Origin of the sequence: Achromobacter sp. HZ01, assembly GCF_003267925.1 — a bacterium.
In the GTDB taxonomy this organism is placed as follows: Bacteria; Pseudomonadota; Gammaproteobacteria; order Burkholderiales; family Burkholderiaceae_B; genus Achromobacter; species Achromobacter pulmonis_A.
Window position 1 is genome coordinate 158,496 of record NZ_LWKV01000003.1, and the last position, 22,729, is coordinate 181,224.

Consider the following 22,729-nt stretch of genomic DNA (forward strand, 5'->3'; position numbering starts at 1 on the left):
GGCTACCCCTTTTTTTCCGCGCGGTCGCCGGCCGGCGTCAGGTCGAAGCCGCCGGCATGGAAGACCAGCGGCGGCTCCGCGCTATGGCCGCAGCGCTCCACCTCGCCCACCATGATGATGTGATCGCCTTCGACGTAGCGGCTGCGGTTGTGGCATTCGAACCAGGCCGCGCAGTGGCCGTCCAGCATGGGCGTGCCGCCGGGCGCGCGGTGCACCGGCAGCCCGGCGTAGCGGTCCGGGGTCTTGCCGGTGGCGAAGCGGCGCGCCAGCGCGATCTGCTCGGCGCCCAGCACGTTGACGACGTAGCGCTCGCACTGCTCGAAGGCCGCCAGCGAGGACGAGCCGCGCGACAGGCTCCACAGCACCAGCGGCGGGTCCAGCGACACGGAGTTGAAAGAGCTCACCGTCAGCCCGATGGGCGCGCCGTCCAGGCCGGCGGTCGTCACGACGGTCACGCCCGTGGCGTAGCGGCCCAGCGCGGTGCGGAAAAAAGCAGCGTCAAAATCAGGGGAGGAGGCGGTCATGCAATCATGGATAGGGGGCGCGCCCGGCATCAGGGCGACAGGCGTTCGATCTTCCAGGCCGGGCCGTCGGCGACGTAGCGCAGGCGGTCGTGCAGCCGCGAAGGCCGGCCCTGCCAGAATTCGAAGGCGGTGGGCTTCAGGCGGTAACCGCCCCAGTGCGGCGGGCGCGGCGGCGCGTCGCCGTAGCGTTCGCGGAATTCCTGTTCACGGGCTTCCAGCTCTTCGCGGGTGATCGGCTGGCTCTGGCGCGAGGCCCAGGCGCCGATGCGCGAGCCGGCGGGCCGGCTGTGATAGTAGGCGTCCGACTCTTCGGTGGGGACTTTTTCGACCACGCCTTCGATGCGGACCTGGCGCTCCAGCGGCTGCCAGAAAAACAGCAGGCTGGCGCGCGGCTCGGCCTGCAGGTCCAGGCCCTTGCGCGATTCGTAGTTGGTGAAGAAGGTGAAGCCGCGCTCGTCGAATCCCTTGACCAGCACGATGCGCGCGCTGGGCTGGCCGTGGGCGTCCACCGTGGCCAGGGTCATGGCGTTGGGCTCGGGCACCTTGGCGGCCAGGGCCTCGTCGAACCAGAGCGCGAATTGCGCGAACGGCGAAGCCAGGGCCTGGCTTTCGAGCAGGACATGCTTCTCGTAGCTTTGACGCAGATCAGAGACGGACATGGGAGTAAGGGTCAGCGTTGATAACAGGAAGTTTATACCGCTTGGGCGACTGTCCCTATATTGACCCTGCTCAGGCCGCCGGCAAGCGCCGTCCGGCGGCGCGGCGGCGGCTTCAGGCGCCTTCCGGCAACGGGTGCCCTTCCTGCTCGAGCCGGCGCGCGATGGCGTCCAGGCGGGCGTCGTGGATGCCCGCGGCGCGCAGCGCCTGGGCGGTCTGCACCACGTAGTCGGTGCAGGGGCCGTAGCGGCCGGCGGCGCGGCGCACGATGGCCAGCAGTTCCGGTTCGGGCAGCGCCCGGATGTAGGCCGGATTGTCGCGGTTCATGATGAAGACCAGCGCCCGGACGTTGCCGACGTCGGTGGTGCAGTTGATCCAGCGCGGCAGATAGGCGCCGGTGGACATTTCGCGCTCCCAGAGCGCCGGGAAGTAATTGGGCACCTGGCTGCCGGCGAGCCGGTAGACCACGCCGCGGCAGGAGCCGCCCCGGTCCAGGCCGAACACCAGGCCCGGGCATTCCGGCGTGCCGCGGTTGACGCGCGACCACAGGCACAGCGCCCGGTGATGGCCGCGCAGCGTGGCCAGCCGGCGCTCCACGAAGTCGAAGTCGGGGCGCCAGATCAGCGATCCGTACCCATATACCCATACGTCCTCGCCCGACTGCCAGTGGCGCAAGGCCTCGTCCAGGGAGGCCTGCCGCTCTTCGGGGGTCCAGAGGCGAAACGGCAGGCTGGCGCCGGAGGGAATGGGGGATGGGGTATTCACGGCTTACGGTCGGATTCGATCGGGGGATTGCGATTGGCCCAGCCGCCGGCCATCAGCGCCAGCGAATAGGCCCAGAACAGCGGGGCCACGCCAATTACCGCACCGAGCGCGCCGAAGGTCAACGGCAGGGAAACCTGGGAACCGTTGATCAAGGCCATGCGCAGGCCCACGGCCTCGGCCGCGCGCCCCGGGGGCGAGTGCTGGTGCAGCAGAGACAGCATGCTCGGCTGGCAACAGCCCAGGGCCAGCCCCAGGATGAAAGACAGCACGATCAGCACGGTAACGTCGGTGAACAGCGGGTAAAGCATGAAGTCGATGGCGGCCGTGGCCATGGCCGCGCGGACCAGCGTCCAGGAACGGACCCGGCGCTGGATCAAGGGCAATACCAGGCGAATGACGAAAGTTGCCGCCGCAAACGAAGCAAGAATGACCCCGATGGTGGTGGCCGACAGGCCGATGGCCACGCCGAAGATGGGCACGACGAACAAGTGGGTGTCCCAGGCGCCGGACAAGATGGTGTTCACCATCAGGATGCGGCGCAGCGCCGGCACGGCCAGCAATTCGGTGACGCGGCGGCGTTCGGCCTCTTTTGCGCCGGAAAGCAGCGCATCTGCCGCCTTCAATTGGTGACGCAGCATGTAAAGCCCGCCCGCCGACAGCAGCGGGCCCAGGGCCAGCAGCCCGAAGGCCAGGCGCGTGCCCAGGTGGTCGATGGCCAGGCCGGCGATCAGCGGGCCGGAGAAGCCCGAACCGGCCAGCGCCAGCGACATGAAGGAGAAATTGCGCAGGCGCTGCGCGGGTTCGGCATGGCCGAGCAGGTCCTGGGTGGCCACCTGGTGCAGCATGAAGCCGATGCCGATACAGCACGAGGCGATGAGCAGCGCCAGCTGCGTCTGGAAGACAAAGGGCAGCAGGGTGCCGACGGCGACCAGCGAGGTGCCCAGCACCAGCGGGCGGACGATGCCGACCCGGTCCACCCAGCGCCCGGCGCGCACCGAGAACAGCATGGGCAGGACGGCGAAGACCGCCACCAGCGTGCCGACCTTGAAGGTGGACAGCCCCATCTGCAGCGCCGTCAGCGAGACAGTAATGCGTCCCCCTGTCAGCGCCACGTGATTCATCATGGCCAGCACGCACAAGAGCGCCGCCCCGGAAAACTCCGGGGAACCTGGGGAAGAAGAGGGGGATCTAGGGGAACTGGACACGGCCACGACGTAACTGCAGCCATTCTGTCCCCAACGTCTACCAATGTCGAGGCAAGCTTGTTTTGCGCTGCCGCAAACGGTGGCGTGTAGGGGTTTCACGATAGGCATCATGTAGAGGCAAACTCCGGGGCTTATGGTGCAAGATGCCGGCGTGTTCGGCGCTTCTGGGCGCATTCAGCATGAGTATCCGCCGAAGCCGAACGCTGTATCGTTCTCACAACGGAACAATCAGACTGGTCCGGCCGCATCTTGCGGCTTTACGGTTTTTCACGGTTTCGACACAGATTGGCCATGGTTTGGGCCGGCCATGCGTTTAGGATGCACACATCGCGCCGGGGCCCGTCCCCGGCCCGCAACGCAATACCGGCACGGGCGCCGTCCCTTGCCCCATCCGACAGGTTCAATGAAAAAGTCCCGCAGCAAATTCAAACGCAACCTTCTGATCGTCGTTCTGGTCCTGCTCGCCGGCTTCGCGGTGCGGGCCGCATTTTTCTCGGCGCCGCCGCCGCCCACCTTCGGGGTGGCCGAAGTGACCCGCGCCAATATGGAAGACAGCGTGCTGGCCAGCGGCACCATAGACGCGATCGAGCGGGTCAGCGTGGGCGCCCAGGTCTCCGGCCAGCTGAAATCCCTCAAGGTGGCGCTGGGCGACCGGGTCAAGAAGGGGCAGCTGGTGGCCGAGATCGACGACCTGACCCAGCAGAACGAACTGCGCAACGCCGAAGCCGCCCTGCAGACGCGGCGCGCCGAAAGGGCCGCCAAGGTCGCTATGCTGAAGCAGGCCGAGCTGGCCTTCCGCCGCCAGCGCCAGATGCTGGCCGCGGACGCCAGTTCGCGCGAAGCCTACGAGAACGCCGAGGCCACGCTGGGCGTGACCCGCGCCGAGATCGCGTCGCTGGACGCCCAGATCGCGCAGGCCGAGATCCAGGTGGACACGGCCCGGGTCAACCTGGGCTACACCCGCATCGTCTCGCCCATCGACGGCGTGGTGGTGGCGGTCGTCACCAAAGAGGGCCAGACGGTCAACTCGATCCAGAGCGCGCCCACCATCATCAAGGTGGCGCAGGTGGATACCATGACGGTCAAGGCCCAGATCTCGGAAGCCGACGTGACCCGCGTCAAGCCCGGCCTGCCGGTCTACTTCACCATCCTCGGCGAGCCGGACGAGCGCTACCACGCCACGCTGCGCGCGGTGGAGCCGGCGCCGGACTCCATCCAGAAGGAAGACGCGGCCTCGTCGCTGACCGGCTCGTCCAACGGCAATTCCACCAGCGCCGCCGTCTACTACAACGGCCTGTTCGACGTGCCCAATCCCGACGAGAAGCTGCGCATCTCGATGACGGCGCAGGTCTTCATCGTGCTGGGCGAGGCCAAGAACACCGTGGTGGTGCCGTCCTCGGCCCTGGGCAAGCGCGGCGAGGACGGCCGCTACGTCGTGCGCGTGGTGCTGAAGGACAACAAGACGGAAGAGCGCCAGGTCCGCATCGGCATGAACAACAACGTCCAGGCGCAGGTGCTGGAGGGGCTGGAGGTGGGCGAGCGCGTGGTGTCGGCCGAAGCCGCCCCGGCCGTCCCGGGGGCCTGAGATGAGCGGTCCTCTCATCGAGCTGGCCGGCGTGCGCCGCGAATTCCCCGCGGGCGAGCAGACCATCGCCGTGCTGAAGGACGTGGACCTGTCCATCGAGGCCGGCGAAATGGTGGCCATCGTCGGCGCATCCGGCTCGGGCAAGTCCACGCTCATGAACATCCTGGGATGCCTGGACCGGCCCACCCGCGGCGAATACCGGGTGGGCGGGCGCAGCACCGGGGCGCTGGACCCGGACGAACTGGCCGAACTGCGCCGCGAGCACTTCGGCTTCATTTTCCAGCGCTATCACCTGCTCTCGGACCTGAGCGCGCTGGGCAACGTGGAAGTGCCGGCCGTCTATGCCGGCAAGCGGCGCGAGGCGCGCCTGGCGCGCGCCGAGACGCTGCTGGAACGCCTGGGGCTGGGCGAGCGCGCCGGGCATCGTCCCGGCCAGCTGTCCGGCGGCCAGCAGCAGCGCGTCAGCATTGCGCGGGCGCTGATGAACGGCGGCGACATCATCCTGGCCGACGAGCCGACCGGCGCGCTGGACACGCACACCGGCCAGGAGGTGCTGCGCATCCTGGAAGAGCTGAACGCCGCGGGGCACACCATCATCATCGTGACCCACGACATGAACGTGGCGCGCCATGCCCAGCGTATCATCGAGATCAGCGACGGCGAGATCGTGTCCGACCGGCGCAATCCCGACGCCGCGCGCCCGCAGGCCGCCCGCGACGAGCCGCCGGCGCTGGCGCAGCGGCCCGCGTGGCAGGCCTATCTGGACCGCTGCGGCGAAGCCCTGCGCATGGCGCTGCTGGCCATGAACGCGCACCGGCTGCGCACGTCGCTGACCATGCTGGGCATCATCATCGGCATCGCGGCGGTGGTTTCGGTGGTCGCGCTGGGCGAGGGCTCGCGCCGCAAGATCCTGGACGACATCAGCGAGATCGGCACCAACACCGTGGAGATCTTCCCGGGCAAGGACTTCGGCGACGAGAAGGCGGTCAACATCCGCACGCTGGTGGCGGCCGACGCCGACGCGCTGGCGCGCGAGTCCTATGTGGACAGCGTGACGCCGGAGGTCTCCACCAGCAGCACGCTGCGCTACCGCAACGTGTCGGTCAACGGCTCCATCCAGGGCGTGGGCGAACAGTACTTCAGGGTGCGCGCCATCAAGCTGGCGCAGGGCAAGTTCTTCGACGGCGTCAGCGTGACGCGGCGCGCCCAGGAAGTGGTGATCGACGACGGCACGCGCCGCAAGCTGTTCGGCTCGCACACCGATCCGATCGGCCAGGTGGTGTTCCTGGGCTCCATGCCGGCGCGCGTGATCGGCGTGACCGAGAAGAAGGACACCGTGTTCGGCAGCAACGACACGCTCAACGTCTGGATACCCTACACCACGGCGCTGTCGCGGGTGCTGGGCCAGCAGCATCTCAAGAGCATCACGGTGCGGGTCAACGACGCCACGCCGCCGGCCGCCGCCGAGCAGGCCATCGTGCGCCTGCTGACGCGGCGCCACGTGACCAAGGATTTCTTCGTGTTCAACACGGACGCGATCCGCAAGACCATCGAACGCACCACGGCCACCATGACGCTGCTGGTGTCGATGATCGCGCTGATTTCGCTGATGGTGGGCGGCATCGGCGTCATGAACATCATGCTGGTGTCGGTCACCGAGCGCACCCGCGAGATCGGCGTGCGCATGGCGGTGGGCGCGCGGCGCAGCGACATCATGCAGCAGTTCCTGATCGAGGCGGTGCTGGTGTGCCTGATCGGCGGGGCGATCGGCATCCTGCTGTCGCTGGGCCTGGGCGTGCTCGTGTCCAAGGCCACGGGCGGCTCGTTCCAGATGATCTATTCGACGGCGGCGATGGTGGCGGCGTTCACCTGCTCGACGCTGATCGGCGTGCTGTTCGGCTATCTGCCGGCGCGCAATGCGGCGCGCCTGGACCCCGTTGAGGCCCTGGCGCGCGAATGAGGATGACGATGGCGGTTTCTTTCCTACGCAAACCCGCGGCCCTGGCGCTGCTGCTCGCGCTGGCCGGCTGCGGCAGCCTGCTGCGCAGCGACTACGAAACGCCGGCGGTCAGGCTGCCCGCAGCGTGGTCCCATGACGGCCTGGCGCCCGGCGCCGGGACCGTGGCGCAGTCCCAGGGCGGCGCCTGGTGGCGCAATTTCAACGACCCGGTGCTGACCGGTCTGGTCGAGGGCGCGCTGGCGCGCAACAACGACCTGGCCGCCGCCGCCATCCGCGTGCGCCGGGCGCAATACCAGGCGGGCCTGTCCGAAACCCAGCTGTGGCCGCAGCTGGGCGGCAGCGCCAACGTCACCCGCACCCGCACGCTGAGCGGGGACCGCATGACCACGCGCAGCAACGCGGCCGAGCTGACCGTCAGCTACGAAGCCGACCTGTGGGGCAAGCTGTCGCGCCAGCGCGACGCCGCGCAATGGGCGGCCGAGGCGACCGAGCAGGACCGCCAGAGCGCGGCGCTGTCGCTGGTGGGCACCACCGCCACGCTGTACTGGCAGACCGCGTTCATCAACCAGCGCATCGCCAGCAGCGAACAGAGCATCGCCTACGCCCGCAAGACCCAGGACCTGGTGCGCGCGCAATACGCCGCCGGCGGCGCGTCCGCGCTGGAACTGGCCGAAGCCGAACAGACCGTGGCCAGCCAGCAGGCCGCGCACGCGCTGCTGGTGCAGGCGCGGGTCGAGTACGCGAACGCGCTGGCGATCCTGTTCGACGGCCCTCCCGACCGCAGCATGGCCAACCCGGCCCGCCTGCCGCAGTACCCGCTGCCCGAGGCCCGCGCCGGCGTCCCCGCCGACCTGCTGGGCCGCCGCCCCGACCTGCGCGCCGCCGAACTCCGCCTGCGTCAGGCCCTGGCCACCGCCGACGCCACCCGCGCCAGCTTCTATCCCCCCTTGACCCTGACCGGCGCCCTGGGCAGCGCCAGCCCGACGCTGTCCAACCTCCTGCAAAATCCGATAGGCACCCTGGGCGCGGGCCTGACGCTGCCGTTCCTGCAATGGAACCAGATGCAGCTCAACATCAAGATCTCCCAGGCCGACTACGAGGAACGCGTGGTCACGTTCCGCCAGTCGCTCTACCAGGCGATGGCGGACGTCGAAAACGCGCTGTCCAACCGCACCCAACTGGCGCTTCAGGCCGAACAGCTCGACGCTTCGCTGCAGGCGGCGCGCCAGGCCGAATCCCTGTACGAAATCCGTTACCGGGCGGGGGCGGTGTCGCTCAAGGACTGGCTGGACGCGCAGGAAAAACGCCGAATCGCGGAAGTGGCGCGGGACGAGAACATGCTGAACCGGCTGGTGAATCAGGTGACTGTTTATCAGGCGCTTGGTGGGGATGATGTGGTTGCAGCGGACGCTGCTGGTTCTTGATCCGCCGCCGTGCCGGGCGTCTAAAGAACCCACCCGCAAAGAACCAACGCACAACCTCCACCCCGACAAACTATAAAATCCTCCCCCATGAACTCCCTGGATTCCCCCCCCGATCTGGCCCGCCGCTTCGGAAGTCTGTCGCGTTTGTATGGCCCCGAAGCCCCGGCCCGCCTCCAGAACTCGCATGTGGCGGTGGCGGGGTTGGGCGGCGTCGGCTCCTGGACCGTCGAGGCCCTGGCGCGCTGCGGCGTCGGCGCGCTCACCCTGATCGACCTCGACCACATCGCCGAATCCAACGTCAACCGGCAGATCCACGCGCTCACCTCCACCCTGGGACAATCCAAGGTCGAGGCCATGGCCGAACGCGTACTGGCCATCAACCCCGAATGCCGCATCACCCGCGTCGACGACTTCGTCTCGCCCGACAACGTGGCCGACGTCCTGCCCGGCCCCTACAGCGTCATCGTCGACTGCACCGACCAGGCCGCCGCCAAGATCGCCATGATCCTGCACGCGCGCGCGCTCGGCGTGCCCATGCTGCTGTGCGGCGGGGCCGGCGGCAAGACCGATCCGCTGGCCTTGCGCGCCGGCGATCTGTCGGCGGCCGTCAACGACGCGCTGCTCGCCAAGCTGCGCAACAAGCTGCGCCGGGAGCACGGGTTCGCGCGCGCCAGCGACCGGCATGGGCGCGCCCTGAAGCGCGTGCCCAAGATGGGCATCCACGCCTTGTGGTTCGACCAGCCGGCCATCCTGCCCGACGCCTGGACCCGTCCCACCGAGGGCGAGGACGACATGGGCGCGGCCGGCCAGGCGCCGGCCCCGCAAGGGCTGTCCTGCGCCGGCTACGGTTCGGTCGTGACGGTCACCGCGGCGATGGGCATGGCCGCGGCCAACGAGGCCTTGCGCCTCGCGCTCTGATCTTCAAAGCGCCACGAACACCACGCCGTCCTCGATCCTGACGGGATAGGTCGCGAGGTTGTCGCGCAGCGGCGAGCACAGCGCCCGGCCGTCGCGCACGTCGAAGCGGCCCTGGTGCAGCGGGCACTCGATTTCGTGCCCGGTCAGGAAACCGTCGCACAGCCGCGCGCTGCCGTGCGTACAGAGGTTGTCGGTGGCGTAGACCTCGCCGTCCACGCCGTACAGCGCGATCTCGCGCCCGCCGGCCTCCACGGCGATCACGTCTTCCTGCGGCACGTCGGCCAGCGCGATGGCCTTGATCCATTGCATGCTCATTGTGGCGTCCTGTCAGATGGGATAGATAAGTGAATTCGGCACCAGCTCGCTGTCGAAGATGCACAGCCTGGATTCGAACTTCAGGCCGTCGGGGCCGCGCCGCACCACGTCCAGGTAGCGGCCCACGTTGAACACCGTGGTCAGCTGGCTGGGCTTGGTGCGGAACACGGCGTAGTTGGCTTCCGATTCGATGCGGTCGCCCTGCACCGACAGCACGCGCGGCGCGCCCACCACGTGGCGCTGGTAGTAGGGATCGTGGAAGATCGTGTCGGTGGCGCCGTAGATGCGGTCCTTGAGCATGCCGCGGCTTTCGAACGCCATGGTCGCCAGCGGATAGCCGCGCTCGTGGTTCTCGCGCGGCAGCACCTTGTAGACGCATTCCTCCAGGAAGAAATCGGGCCACTTCTCCCATTCCTCGGCGTCCAGCGCGGCGGCGTAGTCGTTGTACAGGCAGGTCAGTTGGTAATAGAGCGGAAAGTCCAGCATCTCAGGCCTCCATGACGCGGCGCCAGTACGCGTACATGCCGCGGATCAGCGTCTCGGTCACCATGTGGTCGGTGTTCTCGGCCGTCTTGCCGCCCAGCTCCGCCACGCTGCGATGCCAGGGCTTCTGCTCGAAGCCGGCCTGCGAGAATTCGATGACCTCGCCGTCATCGGCCGACACGAAGCCCGCGGGGCCGAACAGATTGGCTTGGCGCAGCCGGCGGCGCGTCATCTCGGGGCTGTCGTCGGCGAAGCCGAAATGCGTCCAGACGAAATCGAAGGCGTCGTGGCCCACCGGCTGGATGTGGCGGGTGGACAGCGAATTGACCTGCTGCTGGATGATGACGCTGGGAAACAGCGTCATCAGCACGGCGGTGGGGCCGTTCCACCACGACTCGGGCACGATGTCCAGGAAGCGGTCGTCGTTCAGCGACATCTGCTCCTTGAAGCTGGAGACGCCGCTGGTCACGCTGCCCTTGCCGCCCTGGCCGCGCGTGGAGATCATGGCGGCGTGGCGGAAATGGCCGTCCATCGTCAGTTCGGAGCGGTTGTCCGCCCGCCACAGGCCGAAGGTGACGAACCAGGTGTGCAGCAGCCCCGGATGGTAGGGGTCCTTGATGTTCTCCTGCATCAGCTTCCAGTTGCCCGGGATGCGCTGGCGGCTGTAGCCGTGGATCACCAGTTCGCGGCCGTCGAAGACGCGGTCGAAGTAGTGCAGGATGTCCGGCCCCAAGTAGTCCTCCAGCGGCTCCACGTCGTGGTCGAAGGAGGCGAACACCACGCCGTTGCGGCAGGCCACGGCCAGCTTGGTCAGGCCGTGCTCCTCGGGCTTGAAGTCCGGCGGCATGCCGCCGTTGACGCGGCCGTCCTGCTTGACGCCGCGGCGAAACGGCACGCCGATCAGGTTGCCCTGCAGGTCGTAGTTCCATTGGTGGTAGGGGCAGACGAATTCGCTGCGGTTGCCGGCGCGCTCGCGGCAGAACTGCACGCCGCGATGGGCGCAGACGTTCTCCACCACGCGCACCTGGCCGTCGTTGTCGCGCAGCAGGATGACCGAGCGTTCGCCCACGGCGGTGCGCTTGAAGTCGCCCGGCCGCGGGATCTCGGCCTCCAGGCCCACGTAGCACCAGTGCGAACGGTAGAAGAAGCGCTCCATCTCGCGCTGGTGCAGCGCGGCGTCGGTATAGACGCCGAAGGGGATGCGGTGGGAGCCGTCGCCCTGCCAGGGCGGCACGAATTCGAGCGGGCTTTCGGCGGCGGTTGTGCTCGTACAGGACTGCATGGCGGGTCTCCTTGGTTCGGCGGGCCAGTGCGGCCCGGCAGAGCCGGCGCGGCATGGGCGCAGGCGTTTGCTGCATGATCGGGCAGCATGCGAAATAAATAAATAGAATCTGCTTGATGAGATAAATCACCAGAATCAATATTGGTGGAGACAAGCGCATGAACCTGCAAGACGTGGACCTGAATCTGCTGGTCGTCTTCAACGAGCTGCGCAGGCACGGCCGGGTCGCGGCCGTGGCCGACAGCCTGGGCATTTCGCAGCCGGGGGTCAGCAACGCGCTGGGCCGGTTGCGCAAGCTGCTGGGAGACGAGCTGTTCCTGCGGACTTCGCGCGGCATGGTGCCCACGCCCTATGCCGAGTCGCTGGCGCGGCCGATCGCCGACGCCCTGGACGCGCTGCACAGCACGCTGAACGCGCGCGCGGCCTTCGATCCCGGCCATAGCGAACGCGCCTTCGTGATCGGCGTGAACGACGTGGGCGAGACTTACTTCCTGCCCAGGCTGATGCGCGCGCTGGAACGCGCGGCGCCGGGCGTGACCGTGCGCACGGTGCGCACGACCTCGATCGACGTGAAGGACGAGATGGAGCGCGGCCGGATCGACCTGGCCATGGGCTTTCTGCCTGCGCTGAAAAGCGGTTTCTTCCAGCGGCTGCTGTTTCGCCAGCCGTATGTGTGCATCTTCCGGCGCGACCATCCGCTGGCCCGCACCGGGGTTTCGGCCCGCCAGTTCCGCGCGGCCGAACAGGTGGCCATCGTGTCGGAGGGTACCGGCCACGGGGTGGTGGACGAGGTGATCGCGCGCGCCGGCATCCGTCGGCGCGTGCGCCTGACGGTGCCGCATTTCATGGCGGTGGGGCCGGTGCTGGCCGCCACCGACATGATCGCGGTGGTGCCGCGGCGTTTCGCGGACTGCGCCTGCGGGCCGTTCGGCCTGGCCACCGCGGCCTGTCCGGTGAAGATTCCGGAGTCGGTGATCAACGTGTTCTGGCACGCCCGCAACCACCGCGATCCGGCCAATCAATGGCTGCGGCAGGTGGTGGTGGACGAGTTCGCCGACTGAGGCGCGGCGCGGACCTCAGCGGCTGCGCAGGGCGACCGGGAACCAGCCGCGCAAGGCGTTGGACAGACGGATTTCCTCGGCGGCGTGCAAGTCGGCCAGGGACAGCACGCGCTCTTCGACGCGGCCCGTGTCCAGCAGTTCGGCGCGCTGCACGCCGGGCAGGCAGCCGCAGTCCACCGGCGGCGTGTACCAGTCGCCGTCCAGCCGCAGGTAGACGTTGCTGCGGCTGCCTTCGCACAGCTCGCCGCGCTCGTTCAGGTAGAGCAGGTCGAATATGTGCGGATGCGAGGGCAGCCATTCTATGGTCTTGGTGTACCAGGGCCGGTAGGTGGTCTTGTAGCGCAGCAGCGGTTCGGAGGCGCGCAGCGCCTCGGGCGCCAGCATGGCTTCCTGGGCGGGCGCCAGCGGGGGCAGGGGAGCGGTCTGGATGCTGCGGCTGCCGTCGCGCGCCACCAGCAGGCGCAGGCGGTGCGGTCCCGGCGTGGACAGGCCCAGCGCGGTGATCATGATGTCGCCCTCGACCGCGCGCCCGCCCCAGGCGTAGCCCAGCGCCTGGCATGAGGCTTCGAGCCGGGCGAGATGGCGGGCCAGCAGCGGCACGCGGCGTTCGGCGTCGACCAGGATGGTCTCGATCAGTTCGGGTTGCATGGGACTCCCCTGGTGCACATGAGCGGCCGATGGCCGCGCTCTATCCTACTACCGCCGCGTCCGTCCCGGGCGTTCAGGCCCGCAAAATCCGGGCTTTCCAGTGGCATTCCTGCCATTCCTCGGCGGGGTCCGAATCCTGCACGATGCCGCCGCCCACGCTGTAGACGCCGCGGCCGTCGGCCTGCAGCACCAGGGTGCGGATCGCCACGTTCAGCGAGAAATCGCCGTCCGGGGCCAGCCAGCCGATGCTGCCGCAGTACAGGCCGCGCGGCGCCGCCTCCATCTGGCGGATGCGGCGCATGGCCGCGACCTTGGGCGCGCCGGTGATGGAGCCGCAGGGAAACAGCGCGCGCAGCACGTCCTCCAGGCCGGCGCGCGGGGCCAGCGCGGAAACGGTGGAGGTCATGGTCCAGACGGTGGGATAGCGTTCCAGCGAAAACAGCGCGTCCACCCGCACCGAGCCCGGTTCGGCCAGCCGGCCCAGGTCGTTGCGCAGCAGGTCCACGATCATCAGGTTCTCGGCGCGGTTTTTTTCGCTGGCCAGCAGCGCCTGGCCGAGCCGTTCGTCCTCGGCCGGGTCGGCGTGGCGCGGGGCCGTGCCCTTCATGGGCCGCGTGGTCAGGCGCGGGCCGTCGCGGCGCACGAACAGCTCGGGCGAAAACGACAGCACCGTGCGCGCGCCGTCCTGGATGAAAGCGCCGTGCGCCACCGGGTTGCGCGCCGCGATGCGCCGGTACAGCGTGGCGGGATCGCCCTGGTGGCGCAGGTCCAGCGGCTGGGTGAAATTCAGCTGGTACAGCTCGCCGGCGCCGATCAGTTCGCGCACCGCTTCGATCCGGCGCGCGTAGTCGGGCTCGGTCATGCGCGGCGCGGGCAGGCTGATGGACGCGGCGGGGCTGCCGGCGTCCGGGGCGTCCCAGGGCGCCTCGTCGATGGCGCGTTCGAACACCAGCGCGGTCAGGCGCGCCTGGCCGTCGTCGCGCGGCGCAGTCCAGGGGCCGGAGGGCGGGGCCTGCGTGGCTTCCGGCAGCAGCCATTCGCCCAGTTCGTAGTCCAGCAGCAGCGCCACCCAGCGGCCCTGGCGCCGCGCCGCCTCGATGGCGGCCAGCGCCGGCCCTACCTCGGCGGCGGCGCGCGCCTCGATGCGGGCGCAGTAGCCCTCGAATCGCAACGCGCGGCCGGCCAGCCGGTCTTCAAAACGACATTCCATGCTTTTACTGCTCGGGTTACTGCTGTTGATGCGCCAGGAATTCCTTCAGGACCCGGCCCGTGTGGGAATGGTCGCTCAGGGTCATCACGTGCTCGGGCGAGCCTTCGGCCACCAGCTTGCCGCCGCCGGTGCCGCCTTCGGGGCCCAGGTCCAGCAGCCAGTCGGCTTCGGCGATCACGTCCAGGTTGTGCTCGATCACCACCACCGTGTTGCCGGCTTCCACCAGGCGATGCAGCACGTGGATCAGCTTTTCCACGTCGGCCATGGACAGGCCGACGGTGGGCTCGTCCAGCACGTACAGCGTGTGCGGGATGCGCGAGGCGCGGCCGGTCTTGATCAGGCCGTCGGTCAGCCTGGCCTTGGACAGCTCGGTCACCAGCTTGATGCGCTGGGCTTCGCCGCCGGACAGGGTGGGCGAGGGCTGGCCCAGGGTCAGGTAGCCCAGGCCCACGTCCTGCATCAGCTGCAGGGGGCGGTGGATCTTGGGGTGCGCCGCGAAATAGCCGATGGCGTCGTCCACTTCCATGGCCAGCAGCTCGCCGGCGTTCTTGCCGCGCATCTGCACGCCCAGCGTGTCGCTGTTGAAGCGCGCGCCGTTGCAGGCGTCGCACGGCACCTTCACGTCGGGCAGGAAGTTCATTTCGATGGTGCGCATGCCCTGGCCTTCGCAGATCGGGCAGCGGCCGTCGCCGGTGTTGAACGAGAAACGCGCCGCGGTCCAGCCGCGCATGCGGGCTTCGCGCGTGTCGGCGAACTGCTTGCGCACGTCGTCCCAGAAGCCCACGTAGGTGGCCGGGCACGAGCGCGGCGTCTTGCCGATGGGCGTCTGGTCCACTTCCAGCACGCGGTCTATGGCCTGCCAGCCCGTGATCTCTTCGCAGCCGGCCCAGGCGGGCGCCTTGCCCTTGGACACGGCCTGCATCAGGTTGTCCAGCAGCACTTCGCGCGCCAGGGTCGACTTGCCCGAGCCGGACACGCCGGTGACCACGCTCAGGCGCCCGACCGGGATGCGCGCGTCCACGCTGCGCAGGTTGTGCAGGCGCGTGCCCCTGATCGAGATCATGGGCGTGTCGGCCTCGACCGCGCGGCGGCCCTGCAGCGGGTGCGCCAGCGGCTTGGCCAGATAGCGGCCGGTGACCGATTCGGGCGCGTCCACCAGGTCCTGCGCCGTGCCCTGCGCCACCACGCGGCCGCCGCGGATGCCCGCGCCCGGACCGATGTCGATGATGTGCGAGGCGCGGCGGATGGTGTCGTCGTCGTGCTCCACCACCACCAGCGTATTGCCGTTGCCTTCCAGGCGCGCCAGCGCGTCCAGCAGGATGCGGTTGTCGCGCGGGTGCAGGCCGATGGTGGGCTCGTCCAGCACGTAGCAGACGCCCTGCAGGTTCGAGCCCAGCTGCGCGGCCAGGCGGATGCGCTGCGCCTCGCCGCCGGACAGCGTGGGCGCGGCGCGGTCCAGCGCCAGGTAGTTCAGGCCCACTTCCTGCATGAAGTTCAGGCGGCCGCGGATTTCCGTCAGGATGTCGCGGGCGATCTCGCCTTCGCGGCCGCGCGCCACCAGTCCGGTGAAGAAGGTGTGCGCGTCCGACACCGGCAGCGCGGCCAGCTCGGCGATGGACTTGTCGCGCCAGCGCACGGCGCGGGCCACGCGGTTCAGGCGCTCGCCGTTGCACTGGGTGCAGACCTTGGCCTCGCCCTCGTACCAGGCGTTCCAGGCGGTTTCCTCGCCGGTCTGCGCTTCGTCGAAGCCTTGCAGCTGCAGGCCGGTGCCGTAGCAGCCGGTGCACCAGCCATGCTTGGAGTTGTACGAGAACAGGCGCGGATCGGGCTCGGGGAAGCTGGTGCCGCACGAAGGGCAGGCGCGCTTGACCGAGAAGTGCTGCTGCTGCAGTTCGCTGTCCAGCGCCTCGTGCAGCCTGTTCACCGGCCAGACCACCGACATGACGCCCTGGCCGTTCTCCAGCGCGCTCTTGACCGCCGCGCGCAGCTCGGCCTCGTTGGCGGGGTCCACGACCACGTCGGCGATCGGCAGTTCGATGGTGTGTTCCTTGTAGCGGTCCAGGCGCGGCCAGGGCGCCACGGGGATGAACTCGCCGTCCACGCGCAGGTGCGTGTGGCCCTTGGAGCCGGCCCACTTCGCCAGGTCGGTGTAATAGCCCTTGCGCGCGGTGACCAGCGGCGACAGCAGGCCGATGTGCTCGCCCTTGTGCTCGCGCAGCAGCCGCGCCACGATCTGGTCGGCGTTCTGCGGCTCCACCGCCACGTTGCAGTCGGGGCAGTACTGCGTGCCCAGCTTGACGTACAGCAGGCGCAGGAAGTGGTGGATCTCGGTCATCGTGGCCACGGTGGACTTGCGGCCGCCGCGGCTGGTGCGCTGCTCGATGGCGACCGTGGGCGGAATGCCGAAGATGGCGTCCACGTCCGGCTTGCCGGCCGGCTGCACGATGGCGCGGGCGTAGGCGTTGAGCGACTCCAGGTAGCGGCGCTGGCCCTCGTTGAACAGGATGTCGAAGGCCAGCGTGGACTTGCCCGAGCCGGACACGCCGGTGATGACCGTGAACTTGTCGCGCGGGATTTCCACGCTGACGTTCTTCAGGTTGTGCTCGCGCGCGTTGCGGATCTCGATGGCCATGCTGGCCTGGCGGCGCTCGCGCACCAGCGACTGCAGCGGGCGGCCCACGTCCGCGGCGTAGGTTTCGCCGGGCTCGGCGATGCGCGCGGTCAGGCCGGCCTGCTCGGCCTCCTGGGCGTCGGCGTCGCTGCTCACCACCACGTCGGCCGGCAGGATGCTGACCTCGTAGTCGCGCAGCGCCGCGCCGGTATGCGATGCCGGGTTGTCCATCAGGTCCTGCGGCGTGCCCGTGCCCACGACCTGGCCGCCGGCGTCGCCGCCTTCGGGGCCCAGGTCGATCAGCCAGTCGGCCGCGCGGATCACGTCCAGGTTGTGCTCGATGACTAGCAGCGTGTGGCCGGCGGCCAGCAGCTTGCGGAAGGCGCGCATCAGGCGCGCCACGTCGTCGAAGTGCAGGCCGGTGGTGGGTTCGTCGAACAGGAACAGGCTGCCTTTCTTGGCCACCTTGGCGGTCGAGATGCCGCTGCGCGCGGCCTCGGCCAGGTGGCCGGCGAGCTTGAGCCGCTGCGCCTCGCCGCCCGACAACGTGGGCACCGGCTGGCCCAGCCGCACGTACTCCAGGCCCACGTCGGCCAGCGGCGCCAGGCCCGTCTGCACGTCGCGCAGGCCCTTGAAGAAGTCCAGCGCCTCGCTGACCGTCATCTCCAGCACTTCGTCGATGGACGCGCTCTTGCCCAGGTGTTCGACGCGCACTTCCAGCACTTCGGGGCGGAAACGCTTGCCGTCGCAATCGGGGCAGCGCAGGTATACGTCGGACAGGAACTGCATCTCCACGTGCTCGAAACCGGTGCCGCCGCAGGTCGGGCAGCGGCCGTCGCCGCCGTTGAAGCTGAAGGTGCCGGCGGTATAGGCGCGCTCGCGCGCCAGCGGCGCCTGCGCGAACAGCTTGCGGATCGCGTCGAACGCGCCCACGTAGCTGGCCGGGTTGGAGCGGGTGGTCTTGCCGATGGGCGTCTGGTCCACCATGACCACGTCGGCGATCTGCTCGGCGCCCAGCAGGCGCTCGAACGCGCCCGGGGCCTCCGAGGGACGGCCCTTCTGCTTCAGCAGCGCGGGGTAGAGCACGTCCTGCACCAGCGTGGACTTGCCCGAGCCGGACACGCCGGTCACGCAGACCAGGCGGCCCAGCGGCAGTTCGACCGACACGTTCTTCAGGTTGTGCGCGGTCACGCCTTCGAGCAGCAGGCGCGGGGTGTTGGCCGCCACCGGCATGGGGCGCGGCGCTTCCACGCGCTGGCGTCCGCCGAGATAGTCGCCGGTCAGGGTGGGGGCCGCGCGCAGCTGCGCCGGCGTGCCGTCGAACACGATGCGTCCGCCGCGCTCGCCCGGGCCGGGGCCGATGTCGATGATGCGGTCGGCGGCCACCATGACCTGCGGGTCGTGCTCCACCACCACCAGCGTGTTGCCGGCGTTGCGCAGCCGGTGCATGACCTCGACCACGCGGTGCATGTCGCGCGGGTGCAGGCCGATGGACGGCTCGTCCAGCACGAACAGCGTGTTTACCAGCGAGGTGCCCAGCGCCGTGGTCAGGTTGATGCGTTGCACTTCGCCGCCCGACAGCGTGCGGCTCTGGCGGTCCAGCGTCAGGTAGCCCAGGCCCACGTCGCACAGGAACTTCAGGCGCGCGCGCACTTCGGTCATGAGCAGGTCGGTGGCGGCGTCCAGCGCGCCCGAAAACGACAGCGTGTCGAAGAACAGCCGCACCCGCTCGATGGGCAGCAGCATCACGTCATGGATGGACAGCCCGCCCAGCCCGTTGAGCTGCTCGCGGCTCCAGTTGGCGCCGACCGGCATGAAGCGCTGGTAGCGGCCTTCCTGCGGCGGCAGCACGGTGTCGGCTTCTTCCTTGGTGCCCAGGCGCCAGAGCAGCGCGTCGGGCTTGAGGCGCGCGCCGTTGCACGTGGGGCAGGGCGTGTAGCTGCGGTACTTCGACAGCAGCACGCGCACGTGCATCTTGTAAGCCCGCGTTTCGAGCCAGTCGAAGAAGCGCTGCACCCCGTACCACTGGTGCTTCCAGGCGTCGTTGCCGCCCTTCCAGTCGGGCGCGCCGTACAGCACCCAGCGCTTGTGCTCCTCGCTCATCTTTTTCCAGGGCACGCCCAGCGGCACGCCGGCCTTGGGCGCGTATTTCTGCAGGTCGTCCTGGCATTCCTTGTACGAGGGCGTGGTCCAGGGCTTGATCGCGCCTTCCAGCAGGGTCTTGTTCTCGTCCGGGATGACCAGCCCGAAGTCGATGCCGATCACGCGGCCGAACCCGCGGCAGGCCTCGCACGCGCCCAATGGCGAGTTGAACGAGAAGCTGCTGGGCAGCGGGTCGGTGTATTCGATGTCGCAGTCGGCGCAGTGCAGGCGGTCGCTGTACTTCCACACATGGGCGTTGCCGCCTTCGGCGTCCATGGCGTAGACGGCCAGGTGGCCGGCGCCCATGCGCAGCGCGGTGTCCAGCGCCTCCATCACGCGTTCGCGCTCGGTGTTGGCGTAGCGGAAGCGGTCCTGGATCACGTGCAGGATGCGGCGCGCTTCGGTGGCGGGCCTGGCGCTCTTGCCTTTCTTGGCGCCCTTGGCCGCGGCGGCCGCGCGCGGCTCGGCGTTTTCTTCGGCGTGCACGCGGGTGTAGCCCTGCTGCTCCAGAAAGCCGCGCACTTCCTCTTCGGTGAAATTGGCCGGCACGGCGATCGGGAAAGTCACCACCAGCCGCGGGTCGCCGGCGGCCGCGGCGCGCTCGGCCAGCGAGTGGCAGATCGAGTCCGGCGTGTCGCGCCGCACCACCTTGCCGCAGCCGCGGCAGTACAGCCGCGCGCCGCGCGCGAACAGTAGCTTGAGGTGGTCGTTCAGTTCGGTCATCGTGCCGACCGTGCTGCGCGAGCTGCGCACCGGGTTGGTCTGGTCGATGGCGATGGCGGGCAGGATGCCCTCGATACGGTCCACCTGGGGCTTGTCCATGCGGTCCAGGAACTGGCGCGCATAGGGCGAAAAGGTTTCCACGTAGCGGCGCTGTCCCTCGGCGTACAGGGTGTCGAAGGCCAGCGAACTCTTGCCGGACCCCGATACGCCGGTCACGACGACCAGTTCGCCCGTGGCGATGGTCAGGTCCAGGTTCTTGAGATTGTTCTGGCGGGCGCCAACGATGCGAATTTGAGAGCTCATGGACGGTATCGTAGCCTGACGGAAGAGGCCGGCCCGAACGACGATCCGTCGCTGGTTCCGGACGCGGCGATATGGAATAATTGACTATATTGTGAGGCGTGTGTCCATAATATGGACAACCCAAGCATCACTAGCTGTACAAATAAACAGTATCGCAGATTCGTCCGAAATTCGCGCTATCGGCCTTGCAATTTGTCAGCCTGGCGCCCTGGGATGATTCGCATACGCTGGAGACCCACTTTGCCGGAAACCAAGGTCGCGGGCGCCGCGGCGTTCGCCAAGTTCATGACGGTGCTGCAGGCGGTGGCCGACGCGCCGCAGCCGCCCACCGCCGCGGCCCTGGCGCGCAGCTGCGGCTTTCCCCGGCCCACCGTCTACCGCATCGTCGCGGCGCTGGCCGAGCAGGGCATGCTGGCCGACGCCGGCGGCGCCTACCGGCTGGGGCCGCGCCTGATGTCGCTGGCCAGCCGCGCCTGGTCGCAGTTCGACCTGCGCGCCGCGCTGGCGCCCGAACTGCAGGCCCTGCGCGACGCCACCGGCGAAACCGTGCACCTGGCGGTGCCGGCCGGGCGCGAAATGACCTATATCGACAAGCTCGAAAGCCCCGGCCCGGTGCGCATGGCCTCGCGCGTGGGCGCGTCGGTGGCGCTGCATTCCAGCGCGGTCGGCAAGGCCTACCTGGCGGCGCTGGACGAGGCCTCGCGCGAGCGCCTGCTGCGCGAACTGCCGCTGGCCGCGCGCATGCCCGGCACCGCCACCAGCCTGCCCGCGCTGCGCGCCCTGCTGCAAGAAACCGCGGCGCGCGGCTACGCCACCGACAACGAGGAAAACGAAGCCGGCATCGTCTGCTACGGCGTGGCCCTGTGCGACGCCACCGGCCGTCCGGTGGCCGGCGTCAGCGTCAGCACGCTGCTGTTCCGCCGGCGCGAAGATCCCCAAACCGCCTATATCGAACCCCTGCTGCGGCTGCGCGACGCCGCCGCGGCCAAACTGGCCGTGCTGCCGGCATCGCCCGGCGGCGCCTGACGCCTCCACAAGGAATCCCATGACCGCTCCTACCGCCTCCAAACTTGCCGCCCTGATGGCCGCGCGGGTCGTGCCCGTGTTGCGCTACACCGATGCGGCCGCCGCCGCCTACGCGGCCGAAGTGGCCGTGGCCGCCGGCTGCACCACCCTGGAACTGACCTGGACCATCCCCAACGTCACCGACCTGCTGCGGGCGCTGCGCGACAAGCACGGCAGCGCGCTGCAGCTGGGCGTGGGCACCGTGCTGGACGAGCAGCAGGCGCGCGAGGCGCTGGTGGCGGGGGCCGACTTCCTGGTCTCGCCCGCGCTGGCCACCGACATCGTCGACCTGGCCCACGCCGCCGACGCGCTGTGCCTGCTGGGCGCCTTCACGCCCAGCGAAGTGCTGGCGGCGCGCCGGGCCGGCGCCGACATCGTCAAGATCTTCCCGGCGGACACCGGCGGCCCCCGGCACCTGGCCGCGCTCAAGTCCGTCTATCCGGACACGCCGCTGTGCCCCACCGGCGGCGTGACCGAGGAAAACATGGGCGCATACTTCGCCGCCGGCGCGGCGCTGGTGGGCATAGGCAGCAACCTCTACGACAAGGCGGCCTTCGCCGCCCGCGACACCGCCGCGCTGGTGGCGCAGATCGTCCGCACCCGCGAGGCCGCCCATGGCTGACTTCGACATCGTCGCGCTGGGCGAGCCCCTGGTCGAGCTCAACCAGACCCACAAGGACCAGCGCCAATACCTGCAGGGCTACGGCGGCGACACCTCCAACGCCGTCATCGCCGCGGCGCGCCAGGGCGCGCGCTGCGCCTACCTGACCCGCGTCGGCGACGATGCCTTCGGCCGGCAGTTCCTGGATCTCTGGCAGGCCGAAGGCGTGGACACCTCGGGCGTGCGCGTCGACGGCGAGGCCCACACCGGCCTGTACTTCGTGCAGCACGGCCCCCAGGGACACGCCTTCAGCTACCTGCGCCGCGACTCCGCCGCCAGCCGCATGACCCCGGCCGACCTGGACTGCGGGCTGGTCGAACGCGCGCGCTTCCTGCACGTCTCGGGCATCAGCCTGGCGATCAGCACCAGCGCCTGCGACACCGTATTCGCCGCCATCGAGCGGGCGCGCGCGGCCGGCGCGCAGGTCAGCCTGGACTCGAACCTGCGGCTGCGCCTGTGGCCGGTGGACCGCGCCCGCGCGGTGCTGCGCGAGACCATGCGCGCCGCCGACCTGTTCCTGCCCAGCATGGACGACATGCAGCACCTGACCGGCAACGACGACCCCGAACGCACCCTGGACTGGATCCGCGACGGCGGCGCCGCGGGCGTGGTGGTGCTCAAGCTGGGCAAGGACGGCTCCATCATCGACGACGGCGCCCGGCGCACCGCCATGCCGGCGCTGCGGGTGCAGGCCGTGGACGCCACCGGCGCCGGCGACTGCTTCGCCGGCAGCCTGTTGGCGCGCCGCTGCCAGGGCGATTCCTGGGAAGACGCCGTGCGCTACGCCAACGTCGCGGCGGCGCTGTCCACCCAGGGCTACGGCGCGGTCGACCCCCTGCCGCGCGCCGCCGAGGTGCTGGCCCGCATGAAGCAGCCCGCCGGCTGAGCGCCGGTTTTCCGCCGATTGGCGCGTTCGGGTAATTTCAGGCTAAAATGCCAAGTTACCCGAATTTTCCGCCAGCCCAGAGTACTCGGTTGTGCGGTTCTCGTTTACTGCCGTAGTACCAAACTACCTACCGCACAATCTTCATCAGGAGAATAAACATGGCCGAACGCAAACGCGTGCGTCGTAACACCCTGGAACGCCGTTGCCTGGGCAAGGCTTTCAAGCGCCTCTTCGTCAAGTCGCCGAAGGGCGTCTTCAAGATGCTGGAAAAGATCAAGCGCGTCTAAGCCGCGCGCCAGGC

At 69.2% G+C, this 22,729-nt stretch carries 19 protein-coding genes; 9 read left to right on the plus strand and 10 right to left on the minus strand.

Going from position 1 to position 22,729, the window contains the following annotated elements:
* Window positions 1-2: 2 nt before the first annotated feature.
* From A6B37_RS16765 to A6B37_RS16780, 4 genes are all read right to left on the minus strand, one after another.
* On the minus strand, window positions 3-524 hold the full coding sequence (locus A6B37_RS16765) for a flavin reductase family protein (RefSeq protein ID WP_102775515.1): 522 nt from the start codon (window positions 522-524) through the stop codon (window positions 3-5).
* Between the two features lie 29 nt (window positions 525-553).
* A complete protein-coding gene (gene pdxH / locus A6B37_RS16770) occupies window positions 554-1,183 on the minus strand; it encodes a pyridoxamine 5'-phosphate oxidase (RefSeq protein WP_111826417.1) in 630 nt (209 codons plus the stop codon).
* 112 nt (window positions 1,184-1,295) lie between these two features.
* The gene (locus A6B37_RS16775; protein ID WP_111826418.1) at window positions 1,296-1,946 is read right to left on the minus strand and encodes a gamma-glutamylcyclotransferase; all 651 of its coding nucleotides are present in this window, start codon (window positions 1,944-1,946) and stop codon (window positions 1,296-1,298) included.
* Entirely contained in the window at window positions 1,943-3,070 is a 1,128-nt protein-coding gene (locus A6B37_RS16780) for an MFS transporter (RefSeq protein WP_168202233.1), read from the minus strand. The genes A6B37_RS16775 and A6B37_RS16780 overlap by 4 nt, the downstream gene beginning before the upstream one ends.
* Window positions 3,071-3,554: 484 nt before the next feature.
* Here A6B37_RS16780 and macA point away from each other — a divergent pair, with 484 nt between their 5' ends.
* The 4 genes from macA (at window position 3,555) to A6B37_RS16800 (ending at window position 9,038) form a co-directional block, all read left to right on the plus strand.
* Complete coding sequence (gene macA, locus A6B37_RS16785; RefSeq protein WP_111826419.1) at window positions 3,555-4,736, plus strand: macrolide transporter subunit MacA; 1,182 nt, start codon at window positions 3,555-3,557, stop codon at window positions 4,734-4,736.
* Window position 4,737: 1 nt separating this feature from the next.
* Window positions 4,738-6,696, plus strand: a complete 1,959-nt coding sequence (locus A6B37_RS16790) for a MacB family efflux pump subunit (protein WP_111826420.1) — start codon at window positions 4,738-4,740, stop codon at window positions 6,694-6,696.
* Complete coding sequence (locus A6B37_RS16795; protein ID WP_111826421.1) at window positions 6,693-8,120, plus strand: efflux transporter outer membrane subunit; 1,428 nt, start codon at window positions 6,693-6,695, stop codon at window positions 8,118-8,120. Before A6B37_RS16790 ends, A6B37_RS16795 begins: the two co-directional genes overlap by 4 nt.
* An 87-nt stretch (window positions 8,121-8,207) precedes the next feature.
* Window positions 8,208-9,038, plus strand: coding sequence for a tRNA threonylcarbamoyladenosine dehydratase (locus A6B37_RS16800; protein ID WP_102775521.1), 831 nt, complete (start codon window positions 8,208-8,210; stop codon window positions 9,036-9,038).
* A 3-nt stretch (window positions 9,039-9,041) separates the two neighbouring features.
* Here the strand turns inward: A6B37_RS16800 and A6B37_RS16805 are convergent, their stop codons facing one another.
* The 3 genes from A6B37_RS16805 to A6B37_RS16815 are packed head-to-tail and all read right to left on the minus strand — an operon-like array spanning window position 9,042 to window position 11,118.
* Entirely contained in the window at window positions 9,042-9,353 is a 312-nt protein-coding gene (locus tag A6B37_RS16805) for a non-heme iron oxygenase ferredoxin subunit (RefSeq protein WP_102775522.1), read from the minus strand.
* A 12-nt stretch (window positions 9,354-9,365) separates the two neighbouring features.
* Entirely contained in the window at window positions 9,366-9,839 is a 474-nt protein-coding gene (locus tag A6B37_RS16810; protein ID WP_102775523.1) for a nuclear transport factor 2 family protein, read from the minus strand.
* Between the two features lies 1 nt (window position 9,840).
* The gene (locus tag A6B37_RS16815; RefSeq protein WP_111826422.1) at window positions 9,841-11,118 is read right to left on the minus strand and encodes an aromatic ring-hydroxylating dioxygenase subunit alpha; all 1,278 of its coding nucleotides are present in this window, start codon (window positions 11,116-11,118) and stop codon (window positions 9,841-9,843) included.
* A gap of 158 nt (window positions 11,119-11,276) precedes the next feature.
* Between A6B37_RS16815 and A6B37_RS16820 the strand changes: the two genes are divergently transcribed.
* Window positions 11,277-12,179, plus strand: a complete 903-nt coding sequence (locus A6B37_RS16820) for a LysR family transcriptional regulator (protein WP_102775525.1) — start codon at window positions 11,277-11,279, stop codon at window positions 12,177-12,179.
* 15 nt (window positions 12,180-12,194) lie between these two features.
* Here the strand turns inward: A6B37_RS16820 and A6B37_RS16825 are convergent, their stop codons facing one another.
* From A6B37_RS16825 to uvrA, 3 genes are all read right to left on the minus strand, one after another.
* Window positions 12,195-12,827, minus strand: coding sequence for an aminotransferase class IV family protein (locus tag A6B37_RS16825; protein WP_111826423.1), 633 nt, complete (start codon window positions 12,825-12,827; stop codon window positions 12,195-12,197).
* A 73-nt stretch (window positions 12,828-12,900) separates the two neighbouring features.
* Complete coding sequence (locus A6B37_RS16830; protein WP_102775527.1) at window positions 12,901-14,037, minus strand: aminodeoxychorismate synthase component I; 1,137 nt, start codon at window positions 14,035-14,037, stop codon at window positions 12,901-12,903.
* 16 nt (window positions 14,038-14,053) lie between these two features.
* Window positions 14,054-19,816: an excinuclease ABC subunit UvrA gene (gene uvrA, locus A6B37_RS16835; RefSeq protein WP_111826424.1), complete on the minus strand. Its 5,763-nt coding sequence runs from the start codon at window positions 19,814-19,816 to the stop codon at window positions 14,054-14,056.
* Between the two features lie 240 nt (window positions 19,817-20,056).
* Here uvrA and A6B37_RS16840 point away from each other — a divergent pair, with 240 nt between their 5' ends.
* The 4 genes from A6B37_RS16840 (at window position 20,057) to A6B37_RS26305 (ending at window position 22,715) form a co-directional block, all read left to right on the plus strand.
* The gene (locus tag A6B37_RS16840; RefSeq protein ID WP_246842503.1) at window positions 20,057-20,842 is read left to right on the plus strand and encodes an IclR family transcriptional regulator; all 786 of its coding nucleotides are present in this window, start codon (window positions 20,057-20,059) and stop codon (window positions 20,840-20,842) included.
* Between the two features lie 19 nt (window positions 20,843-20,861).
* Window positions 20,862-21,503 carry a bifunctional 4-hydroxy-2-oxoglutarate aldolase/2-dehydro-3-deoxy-phosphogluconate aldolase gene (locus A6B37_RS16845; RefSeq protein WP_111826426.1) on the plus strand — a complete coding sequence of 214 codons (642 nt, stop codon included), beginning with the start codon at window positions 20,862-20,864 and terminating at the stop codon, window positions 21,501-21,503.
* Window positions 21,496-22,428: a sugar kinase gene (locus tag A6B37_RS16850; protein ID WP_111826427.1), complete on the plus strand. Its 933-nt coding sequence runs from the start codon at window positions 21,496-21,498 to the stop codon at window positions 22,426-22,428. The genes A6B37_RS16845 and A6B37_RS16850 overlap by 8 nt, the downstream gene beginning before the upstream one ends.
* Before the next feature lie 158 nt (window positions 22,429-22,586).
* Complete coding sequence (locus tag A6B37_RS26305) at window positions 22,587-22,715, plus strand: hypothetical protein (protein ID WP_006226408.1); 129 nt, start codon at window positions 22,587-22,589, stop codon at window positions 22,713-22,715.
* Window positions 22,716-22,729: the final 14 nt, after the last annotated feature.